The sequence below is a fragment of the Streptomyces sp. NPDC005820 genome (genome assembly GCF_040630255.1).
Lineage (GTDB): Bacteria > Actinomycetota > Actinomycetes > Streptomycetales > Streptomycetaceae > Streptomyces.
On record NZ_JBEXXE010000010.1, the window covers coordinates 235,764 to 257,116 of the forward strand.

At 73.8% G+C, this 21,353-nt stretch carries 17 protein-coding genes; 8 read left to right on the forward strand and 9 right to left on the reverse strand.

Going from position 1 to position 21,353, the window contains the following annotated elements; all coding sequences use genetic code 11:
• Window positions 1–112: 112 nt before the first annotated feature.
• The gene (locus ABZ464_RS15060) at window positions 113–1,867 is read right to left on the reverse strand and encodes a VWA domain-containing protein (protein ID WP_359276124.1); all 1,755 of its coding nucleotides are present in this window, start codon (window positions 1,865–1,867) and stop codon (window positions 113–115) included.
• On the reverse strand, window positions 1,864–2,031 hold the full coding sequence (locus tag ABZ464_RS15065) for a hypothetical protein (protein WP_359276127.1): 168 nt from the start codon (window positions 2,029–2,031) through the stop codon (window positions 1,864–1,866). The genes ABZ464_RS15060 and ABZ464_RS15065 overlap by 4 nt, the downstream gene beginning before the upstream one ends.
• 694 nt (window positions 2,032–2,725) lie before the next feature.
• Here ABZ464_RS15065 and ABZ464_RS15070 point away from each other — a divergent pair.
• On the forward strand, window positions 2,726–4,786 hold the full coding sequence (locus ABZ464_RS15070; RefSeq protein ID WP_359276130.1) for a PhoX family protein: 2,061 nt from the start codon (window positions 2,726–2,728) through the stop codon (window positions 4,784–4,786).
• Window positions 4,787–4,837: 51 nt separating this feature from the next.
• Here ABZ464_RS15070 and ABZ464_RS15075 read toward each other — a convergent pair whose 3' ends face one another.
• The 3 genes from ABZ464_RS15075 to ABZ464_RS15085 all read right to left on the reverse strand — a co-directional run bounded on the left by ABZ464_RS15075 (window position 4,838) and on the right by ABZ464_RS15085 (window position 8,085).
• Window positions 4,838–6,790, reverse strand: a complete 1,953-nt coding sequence (locus ABZ464_RS15075) for an FUSC family protein (protein ID WP_359276133.1) — start codon at window positions 6,788–6,790, stop codon at window positions 4,838–4,840.
• Window positions 6,791–6,864: 74 nt separating this feature from the next.
• Window positions 6,865–7,224, reverse strand: a complete 360-nt coding sequence (locus ABZ464_RS15080) for a hypothetical protein (RefSeq protein ID WP_359276136.1) — start codon at window positions 7,222–7,224, stop codon at window positions 6,865–6,867.
• Between the two features lie 42 nt (window positions 7,225–7,266).
• Window positions 7,267–8,085, reverse strand: a complete 819-nt coding sequence (locus ABZ464_RS15085; RefSeq protein ID WP_359276138.1) for an alpha/beta hydrolase — start codon at window positions 8,083–8,085, stop codon at window positions 7,267–7,269.
• Window positions 8,086–8,164: 79 nt separating this feature from the next.
• Here ABZ464_RS15085 and ABZ464_RS15090 point away from each other — a divergent pair, with 79 nt between their 5' ends.
• Window positions 8,165–9,514 (forward strand): PLP-dependent aminotransferase family protein, encoded by a 1,350-nt coding sequence (locus ABZ464_RS15090; RefSeq protein ID WP_359276141.1) that lies wholly within the window; start codon window positions 8,165–8,167, stop codon window positions 9,512–9,514.
• Here the strand turns inward: ABZ464_RS15090 and ABZ464_RS15095 are convergent.
• A complete protein-coding gene (locus ABZ464_RS15095; RefSeq protein ID WP_359276144.1) occupies window positions 9,414–10,319 on the reverse strand; it encodes a hypothetical protein in 906 nt (301 codons plus the stop codon). The two genes, ABZ464_RS15090 and ABZ464_RS15095, sit on opposite strands and share 101 nt — an antisense overlap.
• 154 nt (window positions 10,320–10,473) lie before the next feature.
• On the opposite strand from ABZ464_RS15095, the gene ABZ464_RS15100 reads away from it, so the two are divergent.
• Window positions 10,474–11,004: an SH3 domain-containing protein gene (locus tag ABZ464_RS15100; protein WP_359276147.1), complete on the forward strand. Its 531-nt coding sequence runs from the start codon at window positions 10,474–10,476 to the stop codon at window positions 11,002–11,004.
• Between the two features lie 95 nt (window positions 11,005–11,099).
• Here ABZ464_RS15100 and ABZ464_RS15105 read toward each other — a convergent pair whose 3' ends face one another.
• On the reverse strand, window positions 11,100–11,540 hold the full coding sequence (locus ABZ464_RS15105) for a hypothetical protein (RefSeq protein ID WP_359276150.1): 441 nt from the start codon (window positions 11,538–11,540) through the stop codon (window positions 11,100–11,102).
• 133 nt (window positions 11,541–11,673) lie between these two features.
• Between ABZ464_RS15105 and ABZ464_RS15110 the strand changes: the two genes are divergently transcribed.
• Complete coding sequence (locus ABZ464_RS15110; RefSeq protein WP_359276153.1) at window positions 11,674–12,918, forward strand: PP2C family protein-serine/threonine phosphatase; 1,245 nt, start codon at window positions 11,674–11,676, stop codon at window positions 12,916–12,918.
• Between the two features lie 83 nt (window positions 12,919–13,001).
• Window positions 13,002–14,102 carry a hypothetical protein gene (locus ABZ464_RS15115; protein WP_359276155.1) on the forward strand — a complete coding sequence of 367 codons (1,101 nt, stop codon included), beginning with the start codon at window positions 13,002–13,004 and terminating at the stop codon, window positions 14,100–14,102.
• 62 nt (window positions 14,103–14,164) lie between these two features.
• Here the strand turns inward: ABZ464_RS15115 and ABZ464_RS15120 are convergent, their stop codons facing one another.
• Window positions 14,165–14,974: an NPP1 family protein gene (locus ABZ464_RS15120; protein WP_359276157.1), complete on the reverse strand. Its 810-nt coding sequence runs from the start codon at window positions 14,972–14,974 to the stop codon at window positions 14,165–14,167.
• Window positions 14,975–15,212: 238 nt separating this feature from the next.
• Here ABZ464_RS15120 and ABZ464_RS15125 point away from each other — a divergent pair, with 238 nt between their 5' ends.
• Both ABZ464_RS15125 and ABZ464_RS15130 read left to right on the forward strand, forming a co-directional pair.
• Window positions 15,213–18,953: a hypothetical protein gene (locus ABZ464_RS15125; RefSeq protein ID WP_359276158.1), complete on the forward strand. Its 3,741-nt coding sequence runs from the start codon at window positions 15,213–15,215 to the stop codon at window positions 18,951–18,953.
• 41 nt (window positions 18,954–18,994) lie between these two features.
• On the forward strand, window positions 18,995–19,585 hold the full coding sequence (locus ABZ464_RS15130) for a Uma2 family endonuclease (protein ID WP_359276161.1): 591 nt from the start codon (window positions 18,995–18,997) through the stop codon (window positions 19,583–19,585).
• Here the strand turns inward: ABZ464_RS15130 and ABZ464_RS15135 are convergent.
• Window positions 19,582–19,740: a hypothetical protein gene (locus ABZ464_RS15135; RefSeq protein ID WP_359276164.1), complete on the reverse strand. Its 159-nt coding sequence runs from the start codon at window positions 19,738–19,740 to the stop codon at window positions 19,582–19,584. The genes ABZ464_RS15130 and ABZ464_RS15135 overlap by 4 nt on opposite strands.
• A 132-nt stretch (window positions 19,741–19,872) precedes the next feature.
• On the opposite strand from ABZ464_RS15135, the gene ABZ464_RS15140 reads away from it, so the two are divergent.
• A complete protein-coding gene (locus ABZ464_RS15140; protein WP_359276167.1) occupies window positions 19,873–21,216 on the forward strand; it encodes a helix-turn-helix domain-containing protein in 1,344 nt (447 codons plus the stop codon).
• Window positions 21,217–21,353 lie beyond the last annotated feature (137 nt).

The window sequence follows — 21,353 nt, forward strand, 5'->3', positions numbered from 1 at the left end:
GTCGGTTTGTTGCTGCTATTGCGAACCTTGAAATCGTAGCCGACATGTGTATGCCGCCCGCTTCCCGTTTTACGGGGTGAGAAGCGGGCGGCATGGTGGGGCGGTGCGGTGTTTACGGGCGCCAGTCGATGAGGACGCCGTCGTAGAGCTCCGCGTCCGTGAGCTCCAGGGGGGTGGGGCCCGCGTGGAAGAAGGCCGTGTTGTCGGTCTTCAGCTTGCGGAGGTAGTCGAAGGCCTTGTTGTCGTGGTCACCGAAGGCGACGAAGGAGAAGAACACGGAGGGGTGGCTCTTCGCGGCGTCGCCGAGGGACTGGGTGGCCGGGGTCTTCGCGTCCGGGGCGCCGTCGGTCTGGAAGACGACCAGGGCGGGGGCGCCGGGGGTGGCGTTCTTGTCGTAGTGGGCGAGTACGGCCTCCACAGCGGCGTGGTAGCTGGTACGGCCCATCCGGCCGAGACCCGCGTGCGCCTCGTCGATCGCGCTCTCGGGGGAGGCGGGGGTGAGGTCGGTGGTGCCGTCGACCTCGGTGGAGAAGAAGACGACGTGCACCGAGGGGGCCTCGGGGGCGAGGTGGGCGGCGAGGGCGAGCGTCTGATCGGCGAGGGCCTGCGCGGAGCCGTCCTTGTAGTACGGGCGCATGCTCGCGGACCGGTCGAGGACGAGGTACACACTCGCCCGGGCGGTGGTGAGCCCGGCCTTGGCGAGAGCGAGAGCGGCGGCGTCGTGGCCGAGAATCCCGCCACCGCCGCCAGGCTCGGCGTGAACGGCGATTGCGTCGGGCTCCGCCTGGGGCTCGGCCTGGGCGGCGACTGCGTCGGGCTCGGCCTGGGCGGCGGCTGCCTCCGGCTCGGCGTCGGTGGCGGTTGCCTCGGGCTGGGCCTCCTCCTCGGCGGTTGCCTCGGGCTGGGCCTCCTCCTCGGCGGTCGCCTCGGGCTGCGCTTCCTCGGCGGTCGCCTCGGGCTCGGCGTCGGTGGCTGCCTGGGGCTCCGGCTTCGCCGGGACGGCCTCTTCCGCCGGAGCATCGGCCGTGGCCTCGGCCTGGGCCTCGGGCTCCTCGGCGGTGGTCGCCTCGGGCTCGGCGTCGGTGGCGGTTGCCTCGGGCTGGGGCTCCGGCTCCGCCGGGACGGCCTGCTCGGTCGGAGCGTCGACCGTCGCCTCGGCCTCCTCGGCGGTCGCCTCGGTCTTGGCGTCGGCCTCGGGCTCGGCCTCCGGTTCCGCAGCTGTTGCCTCGGGCTCGGTGTCCGTCTCGGCGGGAGCTTCGGTCGTTGCCTCGGCCTCCGGTGCCTCCTCGGTCACCGCAGCGGCCTCGGCGTCCGCCGACGCCACGGCCGTTTCGGCCACCGGCTCCTCGTCCGGAACCTCGGCCGTCGGGGTGGTCTCGGCCTCGGGCTCGTCCTCCGTGGCAGCCTCCTCCACGGGAGCCTGCTCGGCCGTCGGCTCGTCGGCCTCGGGCTTCACCTCGGGCAGGGCGTCGCCCTCAGCCGCGGACTCCACCGCAACCTCGGACTCGCCCTCGACCTGGGACTCCTCATCGGCGGAAGGCGTCTCCTGGGCCTGGACCTCAGGCTCACCCTCGGCCACCGGCTCGGCGCCGGTCTCGGGCTTGTCCTCAGCCGCAGGCGTCGCCTCGGTCTCAGCGGCGGTCTCTTCCGCAGCCGCAGCCGCAGTCTCTCCCTCGGCCTCGGCGGTCGGCTCTTCTGCGGCCGCAGCCTTCGCCTCGGTTTCGGCCTCAGCGGCCGGCTCGGCTTCAGCCGCAGCCTCCGCCACCGCCGACGGCTCTTCCGCAGCCGTAGGCTCCGCCTCGGCCGCAGCCTCAGCGGTCGGCTCAGCCTCGGCCTCCTCCGCCGCCGCAGGCTCCGCCTCAGTCACGTCCTCAGCAGACGGCTCAGCCGCATCGGCAGCCGCAGGCTTCTCCACAGCCTCAGCGTCAGCGTCAGCCTCAGCCTCAGCCTCAGGCTTCTCCACAGCCTCAGCGTCAGCGTCAGCCTCAGCCTCAGCCTCAGGCTTCTCCACAGCCTCAGCGTCAGCCTCAACCGCAGCCGCCGGCTCCTCCCCAGCCCCAGCCTCAGCCCCAGCCTCAGCGCCAGCCTCAGCGCCAGCCTCAGCCTCAGCCTCGGCCTCAGCCCCCGGCTCGTCCGAAAGCCCCGCGACCCCCGTCTCCGTGGAGCGGGTCGGCCTTGGGACCGTTACGTGGTCGAAGGCCGCCGAGACCAGTTCGTGTTCCGAGTCGGTCGCCGGGCGGGGCTCCGGGATCGTGGCGACCGTCGGCTCGGGAGCGGTCGTGGGTGTCGGCTCGGGGGCCGTCGTGGACGCCGGTTCGTCGGTCTGCCGCTCCTCTCGCGAAGAAGCCGGTTCCTGCGAGGGAACCTGTTCCGCACCCTCCGCCTCGGCGGTGCGCTCCTTGCGTGAGCGGCCGAATGCGTTCCGAAGGCGAGTGAGAATGCCCATGCGCGCAACCCTTCGCGTGAGTTGAAGCCCGTCAATCCCTGGCCAGGACGGACACGTAAGGTTAGCGGCCCGAAGTGGCGATCTTGGGCAGGGGTGAGTGAGGGGAAGAGGGGTGTGTCAACACCGCCTCCCGGCCATCCCGCAGCCCACCCCCCACCTCGCCCCAACTCCCCCGTCGATACCGGGGATTCACCCGCCGTTCACCCCTCCGCCGCGCCTGCGCACATACGTGCCCCTACCGTCACGCTCACGCCAAGGGAACGCAAGGGGAGAGTAAAGGTGCGCAAGCTGCTGCCGTTGATCGGAACGCCGTCCCAGTCCCACCCCGGCGGACGTTCCGCCATGACCTGTCGTTTCCGGTGTGGTGACGCCTGTTTCCACGAGGTGCCCAACACCAGCGCCAACGAGTACGTCGGTGACGTCATCGCCCGGGCCCTGAGCCGCCGCGGCATGATGCGCGCCGCCGCCGTCGTGACCGTCGCCGCCACCGCGGGAGCGGCCGGCGCGCTGCCCGCCGCCGCCGCGCCCGCGCAGGCCGCCGAGAAGAAGAAACCGGCCACCGGCGCCCGCGGCCTCCGCTTCACGCCCGTCCCGCCGAACACCGCCGACGCCGTCACCGTCCCGGACGGCTACCGGCAGAACGTCGTCGTCCGCTGGGGCGAGCCCATCCTGCGCGGTGCGCCCGCCTTCGACCCGGAGAACCAGACGGCGGCGGCGCAGGCCGGACAGTTCGGCTACAACAACGACTTCCTCGCCCTCCTGCCCCTCCCGGGCGAGCACCGCCGCCAGCTCCTCGTCGCCAACCACGAGTACACCGACGAGGTGCTCATGTTCCGCGGCTACGACGCCGCCAACCCGACCCGGCAGCAGGTGGAGGTCGCCTGGGCCGCGCACGGCCTCGCCGCCGTCGTCGTGGAGGAGGACCGGAGGACGGGGGCGCTCACGGCCGTGCCCCGGCATCCCCTCAACCGGCGCGTCACCGCCACCACCGAGTTCCGGCTCACCGGGCCCGCCGCCGGGTCCGACCTGCTGAAGACCTCCGTCGACCCGACCGGCACCAAGGTCCTCGGCACCCTCAACAACTGCTCCGGCGGCACCACCCCGTGGGGCACGACCCTGCACGGCGAGGAGAACTTCAACCAGTACTTCGCCAACTCCTCCCGCCCCACCGACAAGCGGTACGGCATCGGCACCGGCGCCACCGAGCGCAAGTGGGAGAGGTTCGACAAGCGGTTCGACGTCGCCCAGGAGCCCAACGAGGTGCACCGCTTCGGGTACGTCGTCGAGTTCGATCCGTACGACCCGACGTCCACGCCGCGCAAGCGCACCGCCCTCGGACGGTTCAAGCACGAGGCCGCCACCGTGCGGCTGACCGAGGACGGGCGGCCGGTCGTCTACACCGGTGACGACGAGCGCTTCGACTACTTCTACAAGTTCGTCGGCAGCAAGCGGATGAAGAAGGGGTCGAGCCGGGCCGTGCGCGAGCACAATCTCTCGCTGCTCGACGAGGGCACGCTCTACGTCGCGAAGCTCACCGGCGACTCCCCGGCCCTCGAGATCGACGGCACCGGCAAGCTGCCGGCCGACGGCGAGTTCGACGGCAGCGGCGAGTGGATCCCGCTGGCCACCGCCACCGCGAAGGGCGCCGTCTCGCACGTCGAGGGGATGAGCGCGGAGGAGGTCTTCGTCTTCACGCGGCTCGCCGGCGACAAGGTGGGCGCGACGAAGATGGACCGGCCCGAGGACATCCAGCCCTCGCCGGTCTCCGGCAAGGTGTACGTCGCCCTCACCAACAACTCCAACCGCGGTGTCGGCTCGAACGCCAAGGCCGACGAGGCCAACCCGCGCAACGCCAACAAGCACGGGCACATCCTGGAGCTGACCGAGCGCCGGAACCGGCCGGAGAGCGGGACCTTCGCCTGGTCGCTGTTCCTCGTCGCCGGTGACCCGGACGACCCCGCGACCTACTTCGCCGGGTTCCCCAAGGACGACGTCAGCCCGATCTCCTGCCCGGACAACGTGGCCTTCGACCCGCACGGCAACCTGTGGATCTCCACCGACGGCAACCAGCTCGGCTCCCACGACGGTCTCTTCGGCGTGGCCACGCGCGGTGCGCGGCGCGGTGAGCTGAAGCAGTTCCTGACGGTGCCGACCGGTGCGGAGACCTGCGGTCCCGTCATCCAGGACCGGCGCGTCCTGGTCGCCGTACAGCACCCGGGCGAGATCGACGGGGCGTCCGTGGAGAAGCCGGCCAGCACCTGGCCCGACGGGCCCGGCAAGATCGTCCGTCCGGCGGTCGTGGCGGTCTGGCGGGCCGACGGGTGCGACATCGGCGCCTGATCAGGACGTCTGCGGTATCAGGACGCCTGCGGTATCAGGACGTCTGCGGTATCAGGAGGTCTGCGGCGAGGTGATCGCCCTCGCCGCGGCCACCTCCTGGCGCAACGGCTCCAGGACGCTGCCCGCCGGGCCCGCCAGGTCCGTGCGGACGGGATAGAGGACCTCGGTGTCCCGCAGTCCCTCCGCCAGCTCCCGCAGTTGCAGCGTGACCTGGGCGAGTTCCGGCCCCGACGGCGGTTCGGCTCCGTGTTTCACACGGACCCGGGCCGCCGTCGTCGCGTCCACGATCCGCTCCACCGCGACGACCAGCGGCCACCAGGCCGCGGCCCGGCTGCCGGTCGGCGGCGGCTCGGTCAGGGCCCGCTGGAACTCCGTACGGACGACGGACAGGTCGCGGTACAGCCGGCGGCGCATCCGGGCGCGGGCGGCCGGGGCGACGTCCGGGCCGAAGGCCGCCTCCACATAGCGGGCGGTGTCCGCGACCGCGTCGGCCAGCTTGTCGCCGACCCGGGTGTGCCAGCTCTCCGGCCAGAGGAGGTAGCCCGCGATCAGCGCGATGCCGCAGCCGATCAGCGAGTCGACGAGGCGGGGCAGCAGCAGGCCGGTGCCCTGGTGGTTGAGGATGTCCGAGAGGAGCAGGATCACCGGGGTGATCGCGGCCGTCTGGTAGCCGTAACCGCGCGGGGTGAGGGCCGGGATGAGCGGCGCGAGGACCAGCATCACCGGTACGTCCCACCACCCGCGCGGCACCTGGGAGAGGACGGCGGCCGCCACCACCAGGCCGGCGACCGTGCCGAGCGCGCGCAGCAGCGCCCGGGAGAACACCGAGCCGAAGTCGGGCTTGAGGACGAAGGTGATGGTCAGGGCCACCCAGTAGGAGCGGGGGACCGGGACGGTCGACACCAGCACCTGGGCGAGGCCGATGCACAGGGCGAGCCGCAGACCGTAGCGCCAGGAGGCGGCGGACAGGGCGACGTTGCGGGCGGCTCGGGCGGTGCGGGTCCCGAGGCGGGCCGGGCGGCCCAGACGGTCGTCCTCGGGCCCCCGAGGGTCGATGTCGGGCGCGGTCACCACCGCGGCGGCGTGCCGCAGGGCGTGGTCGACCGCCCGTCCGGTCTCCGAGCCGGGGGCGGGGAGGGTGAGGGCCAGCGGGCCGGTGAAGCCGGTCTCGATGGCCCGCGCCAGGTGGTGCACGGCCGCCGGGATCTCCGGTGGCAGCGGCCTGCCGTGCAGATGGGCCGCCGGGGCCGCCTCCACCACCGGGGTGATGGCGTTCAACTGGGCGATCAGCCGGGCCAGTTCGGGGCTGCGGCCGTGGTGGCCGGCGCGCCGGGCGAGGACGAGGTCGTACGACTGGTTCAGCGACTGGGTGACGGTGTGGCGGGCGTCCTCGTATGCGCCGGGGACCTCGCTGCCGCAGGCGGCCAGCAGATCGGCGACCGTGCGGTAGGTGGCCGCGACGGCGGTGCGTTCCGGTACCCCGGAGCGCAGCGGCCAGGCCAGCAGGGCGAGGAGGAGGACGAGCAGTCCGCCGCCGGTCACCAGCAGCGGCGCCAGCCACCACGCGCCCGGCATCGGCAGCCCCGCCCCGACGACGGAGTTGAGGAGCAGCAGCAGCCCGGACACGGACGCCACCGCTCCGATCGTCGAGATCATCCCGGAGACCAGTGCGACGCCGGTGACGGCGACGACCGTCGGCCACCCCTGCCCGTACACGGCCGAACCGAGCGTGATGCCCACGGCCCCGAACAGCTGGGGGATCGCGATGTTGAGGATCCGCATGCGGTAGGCGTCGGCGGTGTCGCCGATGACCCCCGACAGGGCGCCCATCGACGCGAGGGCCCCGTAGGCGGGCTGCCCCACCGCCAGGCCTATCGCCAGGGGGAGGGTCATGGCGACGGCGGCGCGGGCCACGGCGGGCCGGTTGACGGGGGCCGGCTGGGGCCGAAGGTTCCGCACCAGCCAGTCGGGAGGCGTGAGGCCGATGGGGAACTCGCGGGACATGGGGCCCATTATGGGCACCACCGCCCGCGCCGATCAGGGCCGGTGGGGGGTGGGGCGTACGACCGGGTGTGATCTCACCGGAACTCCCGGACCACCTCGATACGCCCGACGATGTGCGCGTTGAACTCATCGAGCTCCTCCGCCGGTACCCACAGCTCCAGGATGGTCTCTCCCCCGGCCTGGCGCACCGGATACCTCCGCAGGAACTCCGCGTCGACCTCGAACCGGGTGACGTACCCGACGCCGGAGGCGGGCACGTTCCAGTCCCGGGCGATCCGCACCGCGTAGTCCTCGTTGAGCACCGGGTAGAAGATCGGCTGCTCGGGCAGTCGCGCCGGCCACGCACTCCACCCGGAGGCCTCCACGAGCGCCAGCTCCTCGGGGCCGGTGGGGCGCCAGAGGGTGGTGGTCGTCTTCCGCGGCTCGGTGTTCATGGGCGGCACGCTAGCCGGGCCGCCGGGTCCCCGGCCAAGGGATTACAGCCCGTCGATCCTCGTCAGGAAGTCCGTCAGCGCCGCGTTGAACTCCTGTGGGCGTTCCAGGTTCGGCAGGTGGGCCGCGCCCTCGATGACGTGCAGGACGGAGTCGGGGAGGGCCGCGTGCATCGCCTCGGCGTCCGTGACCGGGGTGTACTCGTCGTCGGCGCCCACGACGACCAGGGCCGGGACCGCGACCCGGGTGAGCAGGGCGCGGTAGTCGGGGCGTTCGGCCCGGCCGCGCAGGGCCGCCGCGGCTCCCTCGGGGGAGGTGGCGGTCATCATCCGGTGGACGTGGGCCTTGACCGGCGCGGTGGCGTAGGGGGCGACCATCTTGTCCAGCACCTCGTCGGCGTATCCGCGCAGGCCCTCGGCGAGGAGACGGTCGGCCATCTCGTTGCGGGCGAGTCTGCCGGCGGGTGTCTCGGGCGCGGCGAAGGTGTCGGCGAGGACCAGGCCCCGGACGCGGTCGGGGAACCGCCGGTAGCAGTCCATGGCGATCTGGCCGCCCATCGACAGGCCCGCCAGCACGAACTCCGTCACCTCCAGGTCGTCCAGCAGCGCGGCGATGTCCTGGGAGTGGTCGGAGAGCAGGGTGGTACCGGGGACGACGGGGGAGGCCCCGTAGCCGCGCAGATCGGGGGCGATCACCCGGCGGCCGGCGGAGAACGCCTCGATCTGCGGGGCCCACATCGTGCGGTCGAAGGGGTGGCCGTGGACGAGAACAAGGGGCAGCCGTGGGGAATGCGCGTCGCCGTCGGTCTCTTTTTTGTTCTCTTTTTTGTTCTGTTTGTCATCGTATGCGAGGAAGGGGGGCATGTCAGCGACCCTAGGAGGGGACAATCACTCGGTGCAATAAGATCTTTGCTCTCGGTGCAATCCCAAGGGGGCGGGGCAGATGGGGGACTTCCGGGACATCGCCGACCGGATCGCCGGGGACATCGCCTCGGGGCGGCTGCGGCCGGGGCAACGACTGCCTCCGCAGCGGTGGTTCGCGCGCCGGCACCGCATCGCGCCGTCCACGGCCGGACGGGTCTACGGCGAACTCGTGCGGCGCGGGCTGGTCGTGGGCGAGGTCGGGCGGGGCACCTTCGTCCGGGCCACGACGCCGACGGACGCGCGGGGACGGGCCCTCGTGGAGCCGAGCGCCCTCGCCGCGCCCGTGAACCTGGAGCTCAACTACCCGGTGACGGCAGGCCAGTCCGAACTGCTCGCCCCCGCGCTCGCGCCCCTGCTGCGGCCCGACGTGCTGGCGCGGGCCTCGCGGGCGGTCGCCGCCACCGGGACCGCCGCCGCCCGCGAGGCCGCCGCCCGGCTGCTCGCGCTGCCCGGCTGGCGGCCCGCGCCCGACCGGTTCCTGTTCACCGGCAACGCCCGGCAGGCCATCGCCGCCGCCCTCGCCTCCCTCGTCCGGCCCGGGGGCCGGGTCGGGGTCGAGGAGCTGACGTATCCGCTGGTCAAGGAGATCGCCGGGCGGCTGGGGGTGGTGCTGGTGCCGCTGGACGGGGACGACGAGGGCGGGGTACGGCCCGACGCGCTCCGCGCCGCCCATCGCGCCGCCCCGCTCTCCGCGCTCTACCTCCAGCCGACCCTGCACAACCCGACCGCCGTGACCACGACACAGCGGCGGGCACGGGAACTCGCCGGCGTCGCAACGGACTTGGGGATACCGGTCGTCGAGGACCGCATCTGGTCCTTCCTCCATCCCGACGCCGTCCCCTTCGCCGCCCACGCCCCCGACCTCACCCATGTCGTCGACGGGCTGTCCAAACGGGTCGCGCCGGGACTCACCGTCGGCCTTCTCGTCGTACCCGAGGCGCGGGTGGAGGCCGTGGGGGCGGCCGTGCGGTCCGGTGGGTGGAGCGCGGGGCGGTTCGCGGTGGAGGCGGCCGTGCGGTGGGTGGAGGAGGGGATCGTGGAGCGGCTCGTCGAGGACAAGCGGGCGGACGCGGCACGGCGGCAGGCGCTGCTCGCCGAGGCGCTCGCCGGGTTCCGGGTGCGGACCGACCCGCGCGCCTATGTCGCCTGGTGGGAGCTGCCCGCGCCGTGGCGGGCCGACACCTTCACGGCCGCCGCGGCCGCGCACGGCATCGCCGTCACCCCGGGCACCGCCTTCGCCGTCGACCCGCGCCGCACCCCGGACGCGGTCAGGCTCGGGCTCGCGTCGGCTCCGGAGGAGGAGCTGCGGCGGGCGCTGCGGACGCTCGCCGCAGTCGCAGCAGCCGGGCCGCCCGCAGATACCCGGTGAGCCAGGTCGCCCCGGCCACCGTCAGACCGAGCGCCAGGAGCAGCCAGGCGGCGCTGCGCAGGGTGGTCGTGAGGGCGTCGTAGACCGCGGCGGCGGCCGGGCGGTGGGCCTCGTCGGGCAGGTCGGCGAGGGTGAGCCGGCGGCCGATGGCGACGGCGAGGCCGAGGAACGCGCCCCCGAGAGCGGTGCCGAGGGCCGTCGCGGTGATCGCGCGGCGCCGGCAGGCGGCGACGGCGATCCCGCCCGTCGCGAAGACGACCGCCGCGAACGGCAGCCAGAAACCTGCGACATCGAGCACGTGATAGCCCTTCCGGAGGGTGGCCAGGTCGTCGGGCGGGAGCAGCGCCACCCGGGTGTGCTCGATCGGGATGCGCTCCGCGAACGGCACGTGGTCGAGGGTCATCTGGTGCTTCAGCGGGGTCGTGACCGCTGCCAGGTCCACCGTGACCGGGGCGTCGTCGGGGCCGGCGCGGTCCTCGGTGAGCGCCCGCATCACGGCCGTGTGCGCGGCCTCGTTGCCCGCGTCCCACGCGGCGCGGTAGGCGTGGGTCGCGGTGAAGGAGCGCACCGCGTCCCGCATGAACAGCGGGCTCATCCCCGACTCGCGCGCCACCCCGTCGCCCACCGTGTCCGCGACGGCGTCCCGGACGGCGGGATCGGAGGCCAGCGGCGCCATCGCGGTGACATAGCTGCGGGTGTCGGTGAGGCCGTACGCCGCCCAGGCCGCGAGCGCGCCGAACGGCACGAGCAGGCAGGACAGCGCGATCAGGACGGCCGAGAGGGCGGTCCGCAGGCTTCGGGACACCCTTCCAGGCAACGGGCCGCCCGTGGCCGTCGCCAGCGGGCCTGGGCCGTACGGGTGCCCCTGGGACTGCCGGGTTCCCTGGGGCCGGTGGGGCCTCCGGTGGAGGGTTCACCCGAACGGGTGTTTCCTGGTTCTGGGGAGAAGGAGGCCGATCATGCGCACCACTCCGGCCCTGCGGACTCTGGCCGCGGCCCTGCTCACCGGCGGCACCCTCGCCGCGACCGCGGCGGGAACCTCGGCGGCGGCAGCCCCGCCGACCAGCGGAGACGGCGCCCCCATCGTGGGCACCGTCGTCTCCCGCACCGACCTGAACGTGCGACAGCAGCCCACCACCCACTCCGCCGTCGTCGCCTCGCTCGCACCCGGCACCCACGATCTGGTGCAGTGCAGGGTCAGGGGACAGAGCGTCGACGGCAACCCGTACTGGTACTGGCTCTTCGACACCCAGGGCTGGGCCAGCGCCGCCTTCGTGGACGTCCGCGGCGGGCGCGTACCGGACTGCGCCGACCCGTGCCCGCAGTGGAAGAACGGGGACTGGACCAACTGGGACGACCCGTTCACCAACAGCTCGTCCGGCGTCTCGGGTTCCGGCTCGTTCAGCTTCTCGGGCTCCTGGAGCTTCAGCGCCTCCGGGACCTCACAGACCTCGTCGGGTGACTGGGAGTGGATCCCGGTCGGCCGGTGAGTGGAGGGATGAGGGAACGCATGGGCCCCGGCCACCACGCCGGGGCCCATGTGTGTTGTGCGTCCTCCTTGTGCCTCCTCCGTGTCCGGGGGGGGCTAGCGGATGCGGTGTCCCGCCGCGTCCTCGTGCGTGTAGAAGCGGTAGAACAGCACGGCGAACGTGACCGAGCCGATCACCAGTCCCATCCACACGGAACGCAGGATGCTCGTACCGGTGTTCGCGTACAGGAAGCCGAACGCAGAGCCCGCGAACACCGCCCACAGCACGGCGTGCAGTTCGCGCATCATGTGCGGGGACAGGGCCGCCACGCCCATCCACAGGCCCGCGAACACGATCGTGCTCACGAAGCCGAGGAGGACGTTCCAGCCGGTGATGGGGCCGCCGGAACGGTTGTTGGCCGCCACCCAGTAGCCGTAGACGAGTCCCATGCCCACCGGGACCGCCCACCGCGCGATCCGGTGGGTCCGCGCGCTGAAGACGTCCGGTGTCCTGGCCGGCCGGGCCGGGGCCCGTACCGTGGGTGCCGCATGAGCCATGAGAGCGCTCCTCTCTCTCCTCGCCCCCGCCTTCCAGGGCACACCTGGGCGCGGGCGGTGGCAAGTCGGATGCGCCGGGTTTCCACACACGGGCCCGGATGCGGGCTGTGTCGCCGCGTGTTTCGCTGACCTCATGGAGCGGGACACCCGCCCTGCGCGGGCCCGGCGCCGGGACGTCCTGCAACGCCACCAGTTGCTGCAGGTCCGGGGCCGCAGCGTCACCTGGCTGGTGCCGCTGGTGGTGCTCGCCGCCATCAGCTTCGCCGACTTCAACTCCACCGGCGAGTTCCGGATCGTGTCGTGGTGCGTGTTCGTCTCCGCGATCGCCGCCGCGCTGTGCGGGGTGTGGACGACGGCCCTCTTCGCGGTCCTCGCCCTCGTCGCCTACGTCACCAGCGACACCGCCTGGCCCAGCGAGTACCGGGAGGGCCCGGCCGACTTCGTGCTCGTCCTCGTCGGCGGGGTGCTGTCGGTGCTCGCCGCCTCGGTCCGGGTGCGGGCGGAGCGGCGGATGCTGCACATGATGGACATCGCGGAGACGACCCGGCGTACGGTGCTGCGCCCGCTGCCACCGGTCTTCGGCGGCCTCGACCACGCCGCCGTGTACCTCGCCGCCGACGCCGACGCCCGCGTGGGCGGCGACTTCTACGACATCCAGCCCGGCCCGCACGGCACCCGTGTCCTCGTCGGGGACGTCCAGGGCAAGGGGCTCGGGGCGGTGGAGGCGGCGGCCGCGCTGCTGGGCACGTTCCGCGAGGCGGCGTACCACGAGCCGGACCTGGCGGTGGTCGCCGCCCGGCTGGAGACCCGGATGCGGCGGCACCGGCTGCACACCGTGGTGCTCGGCCGGGACGACGGCGACCGGTTCGCCACGGCCGTCCTCATCGGTTTCCCCGCGCGGGAGCGGGAGGTCGTCGAGGTCGTGGGCTTCGGCCACGAGCCGCCGCTGGTGGTGAGCGCGGCGGGGGTACGGCCGCTGCCGTGCGGGGAGGGGCTGCCGCTGGGCCTCGGGGACCTCACCGCGCCCGGTCCGGCCCTGCCCGGGCTCGCGGACTTCGCCGCGGCGGGGGCGGCCGCGCTCGGGCTGTGGGACGTCGCCGTGCCGGGCGCCGGGGCGCCGGTGCTCCGGGTACCGGTCGCCGTCGAGGAGACGTTGCTGCTGGTCACGGACGGGGTGACGGAGGCGCGGGACGAGGCCGGGGAGTTCTATCCGCTGACCGAGGAGGTGACCGGGGCGGTACGGCGGGACCCGCGGACGGCCCTGCCCGACCGGCTGGTGACCCTCGTCCGGGAGGGCACCCTGCGGCACTGCCGGGGACGGCTCGCGGACGACACCACGATTTTCGCCGTACGGCGGACCCGCCCCGAGGTCCCGTAAGGGCACGTTTGCTGGTCTGAGGCAGACCTTTGCAGCAGCAGCGGTTACGGTGCTGAGGTACTGATCGACAGGGGGAGGGACCAATGCCCGGAACCGTGCTGCTGCTCGCGGCGTCGCCCGTGGGCAAGGGGTGTCTGGTGGACGCGGCGTCCGTCCTCCCCGTGCTCGCGGCGGTGCCGCCGGCCGTGCTGGCCGGCACCGACACCGCCAATGTCGTCGAGCTGGCCGATCCGCTGGAGCCGCAGGCCGTGCTGACCCGGCTGCGGGCCGCCGCGGCGGCGGCCGGGCCGCTGACCGTGTTCGTCACCGGGCAGCTCCAGCTCGACCGGCGCCAGCGTCTGCCGCACCTCGCGCTCGCCCGGACGACGCCGTCCACCCTGCGGTACACCGGCTTCCCCTGGCACTGGTTCCGGGAGGAGCTGCGGTTGCGGGCGGCCGGGACGACGACCGTGGTGGTCGATCTGCACGCCGACGCGGAGGCGTGGGGGTGGCTGCGGGGGCACGCCCTGGAGTGCGGGCCGACGGCCGCGGTGTACGGGAGGGTGGCGCCGCCGCCGGGGCGGCGGACGGTGGCCGCGCCGACGTACATGAAGGCGGTCGCGACGATCCTGCGGAGCGGGGGCCGTCCGGCGGCCGAGCAGTTGCATCAGATGGCGTTGGGGCGGATCGCGGGGGAGGGGGAGGTGGGCGACCTGGTGCTGGGCACCGCTGCCTGGGCACCTCCGAGGGAAGTCGTGGCCCCGGCTCCGGACGTCATCCCCACCGACCCCCACGCCGCCATCTCCACCGCCGTCCGGGCCGGGCGGCACGTCGATGCCGATGTGTTGGCCGCGCGGTGGCAGGAGGCGGCCGCCGGTGCGCACGGGGCGGGGTCCGAGGAGGCGTTGCACTGGGCCGAGGTGCGGGCCGATCTCGCGATGTTCGCGGGGGACGCCGAGCGGAGCTGCCGTACCTGGCTGGCGGTCGCCGCCGCCCGGCTGGGCGCCGGGCAGGCGGTCGACGCACCCGCCGTCGAGGCGGCCGTGGACCGGGCACACCACCAGTGGGGCCGGATAGCCGACACGGCACGCGCCCGCGACCTCGGCCCCGCCCTGGCGGCCCTCCGCGCCCGGGTCCCGGGCCGCCGCCAGGGCGCCCTGGACCACGTCCAGCGCCAGCTCCAGCAGTTGCAGCTGCAGTCCTGACGCGGGGTGCGGCCGCCGGCGGACGGGGGAGGGTCTGCCGGCGGCCGCGGCTCACGGGGGGCTCAGCTCCACGCGTTGAACGTGATGCCCGACGGCTTCGCCTTGTTCAGGGTGGAGCGGAAGCGGTCGTTCTTGTCCTGGAGGGGGAAGTTGGCCTGTCCCCAGTCGGAGCCCTCGAGGGCGTTCCAGGCCGTGCGGTACTTGCTCCACAGGGTGTCGTAGGGCGCGAGGGCCGGGCGGTCCCAGCCGCCGTCGGCCCAGGCCTCGGCCCGCTCGCCGACCTTGGCGAAGCGGAAGGAGTGCGTGCCGAACTCGCCCTCCTTGTGGTAGACGACCTTGAACCGCTTGCCGACCCGCTCCACATCGTTGAACCGCTTGGTGGTGTAGTTGCCGTGGGCGGAGGTGGAGACATAGCTCGGCCACTGGTCGCCGTTCTTGTACCAGACGACCGCGGCCTCCCACTCGTGCCGGTGCCCGATGTCGAGGACGGCGTTGCCCTGGTCCTTCTCGAAGTACAGGGTGTAGACGATCCCGCACCAGCCGCTGCCCTTGTCGCACTTGGCGCGCGAGTAGGTGTTGGCCTTGGTGAGGTGGTTGGTGCGGCACCCGCCGGTGATCGAGCCGGAGTTGTTCAGACCGCCGTTGAGGCGTCCGCCCGAGTCGACCGCGGCGGCGGGGAAGCAGCTGTCGGAGTCGTAGTCGAACAGCGGCTGGAACATCTCCTGCGTCGGGGCACCGGCGCCCAGGTACGGGAAGGGGTTGAGGATCGCCGCGTCGGCGCTGCCGGTCAGGCCGACGGTGAGCGCGGTGGCGCCGAGGGCGACGGCCGCGGCCCTGGCGAGGCGGGACGTACGGACGCGGGACGTGGTCATGGGTGCCTGAGGCATGCGGGGTGCTCTCCGGTTCGTTCGGTCAGTGGGGCGGTTCCGAGGCTGGCCGGATCGGGGTTGATCGGCAGCTCCTCCCGTCACCGCAATCAATTACGTGGGCGGGGTGAGGAGTTGTTCGCCGGGAGTCCACCGGTACGTCACCCCGGTTCCGCGCGCGGGCCTTCCACCGGATCGCGGCGAACCGTAGGTTGGCGGCCCTGATCAGAAGTAGGTGGCCCCCGTGGGACGTCCCGAACGACCGCTGGACCCCGAGGCCGGTCCGGTGCAACGCCTCGCGCACGGGCTGCGCGAGCTGCGCAGGGCCGCCGGGGCCCCCTCGTACCGCACGATGGCGAGGACGGCCGGCTTCTCCGCGACAACGCTGTCGCAGGCGGCGGCGGGCGAACGGCTGCCCTCGCTCGCGGTGCTCCGGGGGTATGTGGCGGCCTGCGGCGGCGATCCGGGGGAGTGGGAGCCGCGGTGGAAGGACGCCGAGGCCGAGCTGGCGGAGGTCCCGGTCGACAAGGCGGAGGCGACACCGCCGTACCGGGGGCTGGCCCGCTTCGAGCCGGACGACCGCGCGCTGTTCTTCGGGCGGGACGGGCTGACCGAGGAGGTGCGCGACCTGGTGCGCGAGCACCGGTTCGCGGTGCTGTTCGGCGCCTCCGGCAGCGGCAAGTCCTCCCTGCTGCGGGCCGGGCTGATCCCCCTGCTGCGGGAGGAGATCGCCCGGCACCGCGCTCCGGCCGTGCTGCGGGTGCTCACACCGGGGGCGCGGCCCGCCGCCACGTACGGGCATCTGCTCGCCCCGGCGGCGGGGGAGCCGGAGAGCTGGGTGGTCGTCGACCAGTTCGAGGAGGTGTTCACGCTCTGCCGGGACCCGGCCGAGCGGGCCCGCTTCCTGGATCTGCTGCTCGCCGCCCGCGACCCGGCCTCGCGGCTCAAGGCGCTGATCGCGGTCCGCGCCGACTTCTACGCCCGGTGCGCCGAACACCGGGAGCTGGCGGAGGCGTTGCGCCGCTGTGCGCTGCCGCTCGCCCCGATGACCGCGGACGGGCTGCGGGAGGCGGTGGTACGGCCCGCGCAGGCGGCCGGGCTGCTGGTCGAGCGGGAGCTGACCGCGCGGATCGTCGAGGAGGTCCTGGACGAGCCCGGCGGGCTGCCGATGCTCTCCCACGCCCTGCTGGAGACCTGGCGGCGGCGCAAGGGGCGGATGCTGACGCTGGCCGCGTACGAGTCGGTCGGCGGGGTGAGCGGGGCGATCGCGGCGAGCGCGGAGGAGGTGTACCGGCGGCTCTCCCCGGAGCAGGCCCGCAGTGCCCGCCGGCTGCTGCTGCGGATGGTCGAGCCGGGGCAGGGCACCCCCGACGCGCGGCGCCCGCTGACCCGGGCCGAACTCGCGGAGTACGCCGACCCGCAGGCGCCGGTCGTGCTGGAGCGGCTGGCCGGCGCCCGGCTGCTGACGGCCGACGAGGACGGCGTCCATCTCGCCCACGAGGCACTGATGACCCGCTGGCCCCGGCTGCACGGCTGGATCGAGGAGGACCGGGAACGGCTGCGGCACCACCGGCGGCTGTCCGAGGCGGCCCGCGCCTGGCTGGAGCACGACCGCGATCCCGGCGCGCTGTACCGGGGCGTCGGGCTGGCGCGGGCCGAGGAACTGTTCCCCGACCACGCGGCCGATCCGGCGCTGACGGCCGCCGAGCGGGCCTTCCTGGGCGCGGCGTGCGCGGCGCGGGAGGCGGAGCGGGTGGCGGTGGCGCGTTCCCGGCGGCGGGGCCGGCTGCTGGTGGGCGCGCTGTCGGCGGTGCTCGCGGTGTGTCTGGTGGTCGTCCTGGCGGCGGTCGAGCAGCACCGGGACAACAGCCGGCAGCGCACGCAGAACACCGCCCGCCGGATCGCGGCCGTCGCCGACGGGCTGCGGACGACCGACCCGCGGGCCGCCCTGCTGCTGGGCGCCGCCGCCTGGCGGATCGCCGAGCTGCCGGAGACCCGCCGGGCGCTGCTCGGCTCGCTCGCCCAGCCGGAGCCGGACGCGTTCACCGATCCGTCCCCCGGATACGGCAAGCAGCGCTTCCTCGTCGACTCGGGCCGCACCCTGCTCGCGGTCGGGGACCGGGCCTGGCAGACGTGGGACGTGGCCACCCGGCGCCGTACCGGGCGGGGCGCGCTGCCCGCCGGTGACGCGGTCGCGGCGGGACCGGACGGCCGGATCCTCGCGCTCGCCGGGCGGGACGGCGTACGGCTGTGGGACACCGCCGCCGGCCGTTGGGCCACCGCCCGCCCGACGTCGTACGCCTTCGACCTCGGCCTCGGGCCGGGCGGCGGCAGCTATCTGCTGGGCCGGACCTACGGGGACGGGGTGCAGTTGCGGTCCGTCGCCGACGGCCGGCTGCTGTTCGAGACCCGGGACGCGGACCGGGCGAACGTGCTGCCGAGCGCCGACGACCGCAGGGTGGTGGTCTGCCCGACGGGCGGCGCGCCCCAGGTGTGGGACACGGCCACCCGGCGCACCCTGCCCGGGGCGTGGCGGAGGGCCGGGTCCGTCTGTGACGACGACACCTCGACGGTGGTGTACGGCTATGGCGGGGCGAATCGTTTCGCCGTGGTCGGGGAGGCGGGGGCGCGGGTCTGGGACATCCCCTCGGGGCGCCAGGTCGCCGAGATCGCCGACCGGGGCGTGCAGCGGGCCTCGCTCAGCGCGGACGGCGCGTTCCTGGCCGTCGCCGGCACCGACGAGATCCGCGTCTGGCGGCTGTCGTCCCCCGGCGCCCCCGTCTTCCGCCACCCTCTCGACAACCAGCACCTCTACGACTGCCTCGCCTGGGACCCCGGCCGGCCCCTCCTGCGCTATCTCGAGGGCGGCACCGTCCACACCCTCGACCTCACGGCGGCCACGACGACCCGCTGGCGCGCACACCCCCTGGACGGAGCCCTGCTCAGCCCCGACGGCACCACCCTCGCCACCGCGAGCCGCTCGGGCGGCCACTACACCTTCAGCCTGCGCGACCCCCGCGACGGCAGCCTCCTGCGCACGCTCCCCTCCCCGCCCCTGCCCGTCTCCCAGGACCCGGGCCTCCCGGTGATCCCCCGGGACACCGCACCCCTGCTGGCCTTCAGCCCCGACGGCGGCTCCTTCGTGTACGGCATCGCGGTCGCCGGCCGCCGATCGTCCCCCCAGCGCTTCACCGTCTGGGACACACGCCGCGACCGGCCGCGCACCACCCTGGACCTGTCGGCGTCCGCGTCCGCCACGGCGGTCGTCGCCCTCGCCCTGGACTCCGGCGGCCGCACCCTCCACACCACCCGCACCCCGGACATCGGCACCCTCAGCAACGAGGCCTGGGACACCGCGAGCGGGCGCCGCCGGCACGCCGTCACCGACTCCGCCCTCGCCAGCTACCACCTCGCCGTCCGCCCCGACGGCCGGCTCCTGGCGGGCGACAACCGCGTGCTCCGCCTCCCCGCCGGCCCCGTCCGCGCCCAGGACCTGGTCCAGGGCGAGGAGATCAACGCCCTCGCCTTCAGCCCCGGCGGCGGTCTGCTGGCGGCGGGCGACAACACCGGCCGGGTCGCCCTGTGGGACGGCGCGCTGCGCCACCGCGCGGCCGTCCTGCGCAACGTCTTCCCGGCCCCCCTCGGCGACGACGCCCCCGAAGCCGTCGGCGCCCTCGCGCTCAGCCCCGACGGCCACACCCTCGCCGTCGGCGGCGACGCGGGCACCCTCCAGCTCTGGGACACCACCACCCAGCAACCCCTGGGCGGCCCCCTCCCCACGGCGGGCGAGCCCCTCACCTCCCTCGCCTTCACCCCCGACGGCACCACCCTCTACACCGCCGGCCTGCACGTCCCGCTCCAGCACTACGACCTGGACCCGGCCCGGGTGACCGCGCACGTCTGCGCGAGAGCGGGCGGCAAGGACCTGACGAGGGAGGAGTGGCGGACGTATGCGCCGGATGTGGGGTATCGGAGGGTGTGCTAGCCAGTAGCGTGAGAAGCGCGGCGAGCAAGGAGACGGCGGAAATGAGCGAGCAGACCATTTACCAGCACCTGCGGGAACTGCGTGAGCAGCTCACACCTCCGCCCGGGTTCACCTATCCGGAGATCAGTGACGGCACGTTCGTCATGATGATGAGCCCGCGCCCTCGTCATCAGCTCACGGCTGTGTATCTGCGAGATCGGCTGTCTGCCCAGCTGCCCGACGGAGTGGTCGCCGCGGAGGCGACGGACACGGATGACGCCTCTCTCGGCACCCTGCGCATCCCCGATGTCCTGGTGGTGCCGGCGGCGGCCATGGAGACGGACGATCCACTGGATCCGCGCGAGATCCTGCTCGCTGTCGAGATCGTCTCCCCGTCCAACCCCAACAACGACTACAAGGCAAAGGCCGCCGACTACCCCGCCATGGGCATCCCCCACTACCTGATCGTCGACCCCCGCGACGGCACCTGGACATACCAGTGGGAGATCGGCAAGCGCTGCGGACGGCCCGCCTACGAAAACCGGCTGCATCTGCCGTACGGCAAGACCATCGACATCGTCACCGAGTTGGGAACATGGACCGTGGAGACCGGTGACCTGCCCCGTTACAGCGCGAAGGACATGATGCGCTAGCGGCCCCCGGTCCGTTCCTGGGCCGTCGGTGGGGCGGGGGTCGCTCGGGCGGGGACGGCGTTCGCGGCGGTGATCAGGGTGGCGGCGGCCAGGACGGCGGCGGCGAGGGCCCTGGCGTAACGGTGTCCGTGGTGGGGGGATGTGGGTCCGGGCACGGCAACCTCACAACATCGGCGGACTACGGCTCATGACACTCATGTATTAAGCATGCTTAATTCGCCGTTTAACCTAGGGGCTGCGACACTCCAACGGCAAGAGGCACAGGGGGAGTTGGGGGTAAACAGGACGTGGGAGAACGGGACGAACCGGAGGTCATCGGGCGGCGCGTGCAGCGGTTGCGCGTCGAACGCGGACTGACACAGAGACAGTTGGCGGAGCCGACGTACACACCCGCCTATGTGTCGACGCTGGAGGCCGGCCGGGTGCGGCCCTCCGACGAGGCGCTGCGGCACATCGCCGAACGCCTCGGCGTGGACTTCCAGGAGCTGGCGACCGGGCGTTCCGCCCGCCTCGTCACCGATCTGCGGCTCCGCCTCACCGAGGCCCAGCGGGCCCTCGCCACCGGCGAGGCGCAGGAGGCCGCCGCCCAGTACGCGGTCCTGCTCACCGAGGCCGAGGAGCACGGGCTCGACGAGGAACAGGCCGGCGCGCTGCTCGGGCTCGGCGAGTGCGAGATCTCCACCGGCGACCTGGAGAAGGCCCGCCAGTACTTCGAGCGCGCCGAGGAGCGCCTCGCCGACGCCCCGCTGCCGGTCCGCGTCCCCGCCCTGCGCGGACGCGCCGTCGCCCACTACCTCGCCGGTGAACTCCGGTACGCCGTCTATCTGCTGGAGTCCACCCTCGACGAGCTCAACCGGGGCGGACTGCACGACCCCGACGCGCTGCTCCTGCTCTACGCCTCCGTCATCGGCCCCTACATGGACATGGGCGCGCAGGCCCGCGCCGCCCAGGCCGCCGAGTTCGCGCTCGCCCTCGCGCCACAGGTCGCCGACCCCGCGCTGGTCGCCCGGATGCACCGCTCCGTCGCCCGCACCCTCCTCGCCGAGGGCCGGCTCGCCGAGGCCGACGCCTCCCTCGCCAAGGCCGCCGAGCTCTACCGGCAGCTCCAGCTGCGCACCGAACTCGCCAACTGCCACTGGATGCGCGGGTACGTCTACGCCCAGAACGGCGAACTGGAGCGCGCCGAGGAGGAGTTGAAGCAGGCGCAGGACATGCTCGCCGCCCAGGGCGCCGCCCTCTACGGCAGTCAGGTCGCCGTCGAGCTGGCCGACGTCCTGCACCGCCGGGGCCGTTCGCAGGAGGCCTCGGCCCTGCTCCACGACGTCCTCGGCGATCTCTCCTCCGAGCGCGGCGCGGTCCACTCGGCCGCCGCGCACCGTCTGCTCGGCATCATCGCCGAGGACGCCCGCGACACCGAGGCGGCCGAGGAGCACTATGTGCGCGCCCTGAGCCTCCTGGAACGCGCGGGCGCAGCCGGCGACCTCGCCGACCTGTGCCGTCTCCTCGGGGACCTCCTGCGCCGCACGGGCCGCGTGGAAGCGGCCCTGGACGCCTACCGCACCGGCCTCGGCCACCGCACGGCCCCCGGCACCACCACCCTGGGCCCGGCCCCGGCCCAGCCCCCGCTCTAGGGGGTGTTTCGAAAGTCCCGCACAGCACCCGCGGCGCCCGGCACGCCCCCTCGCCGCACCGGCCAAAGGCCCAAGTACGTCCAGTACGAGGGCCTTCGTCCGGCGCGCCGAGGGCCCGCACCGGACACCGCGGGCAC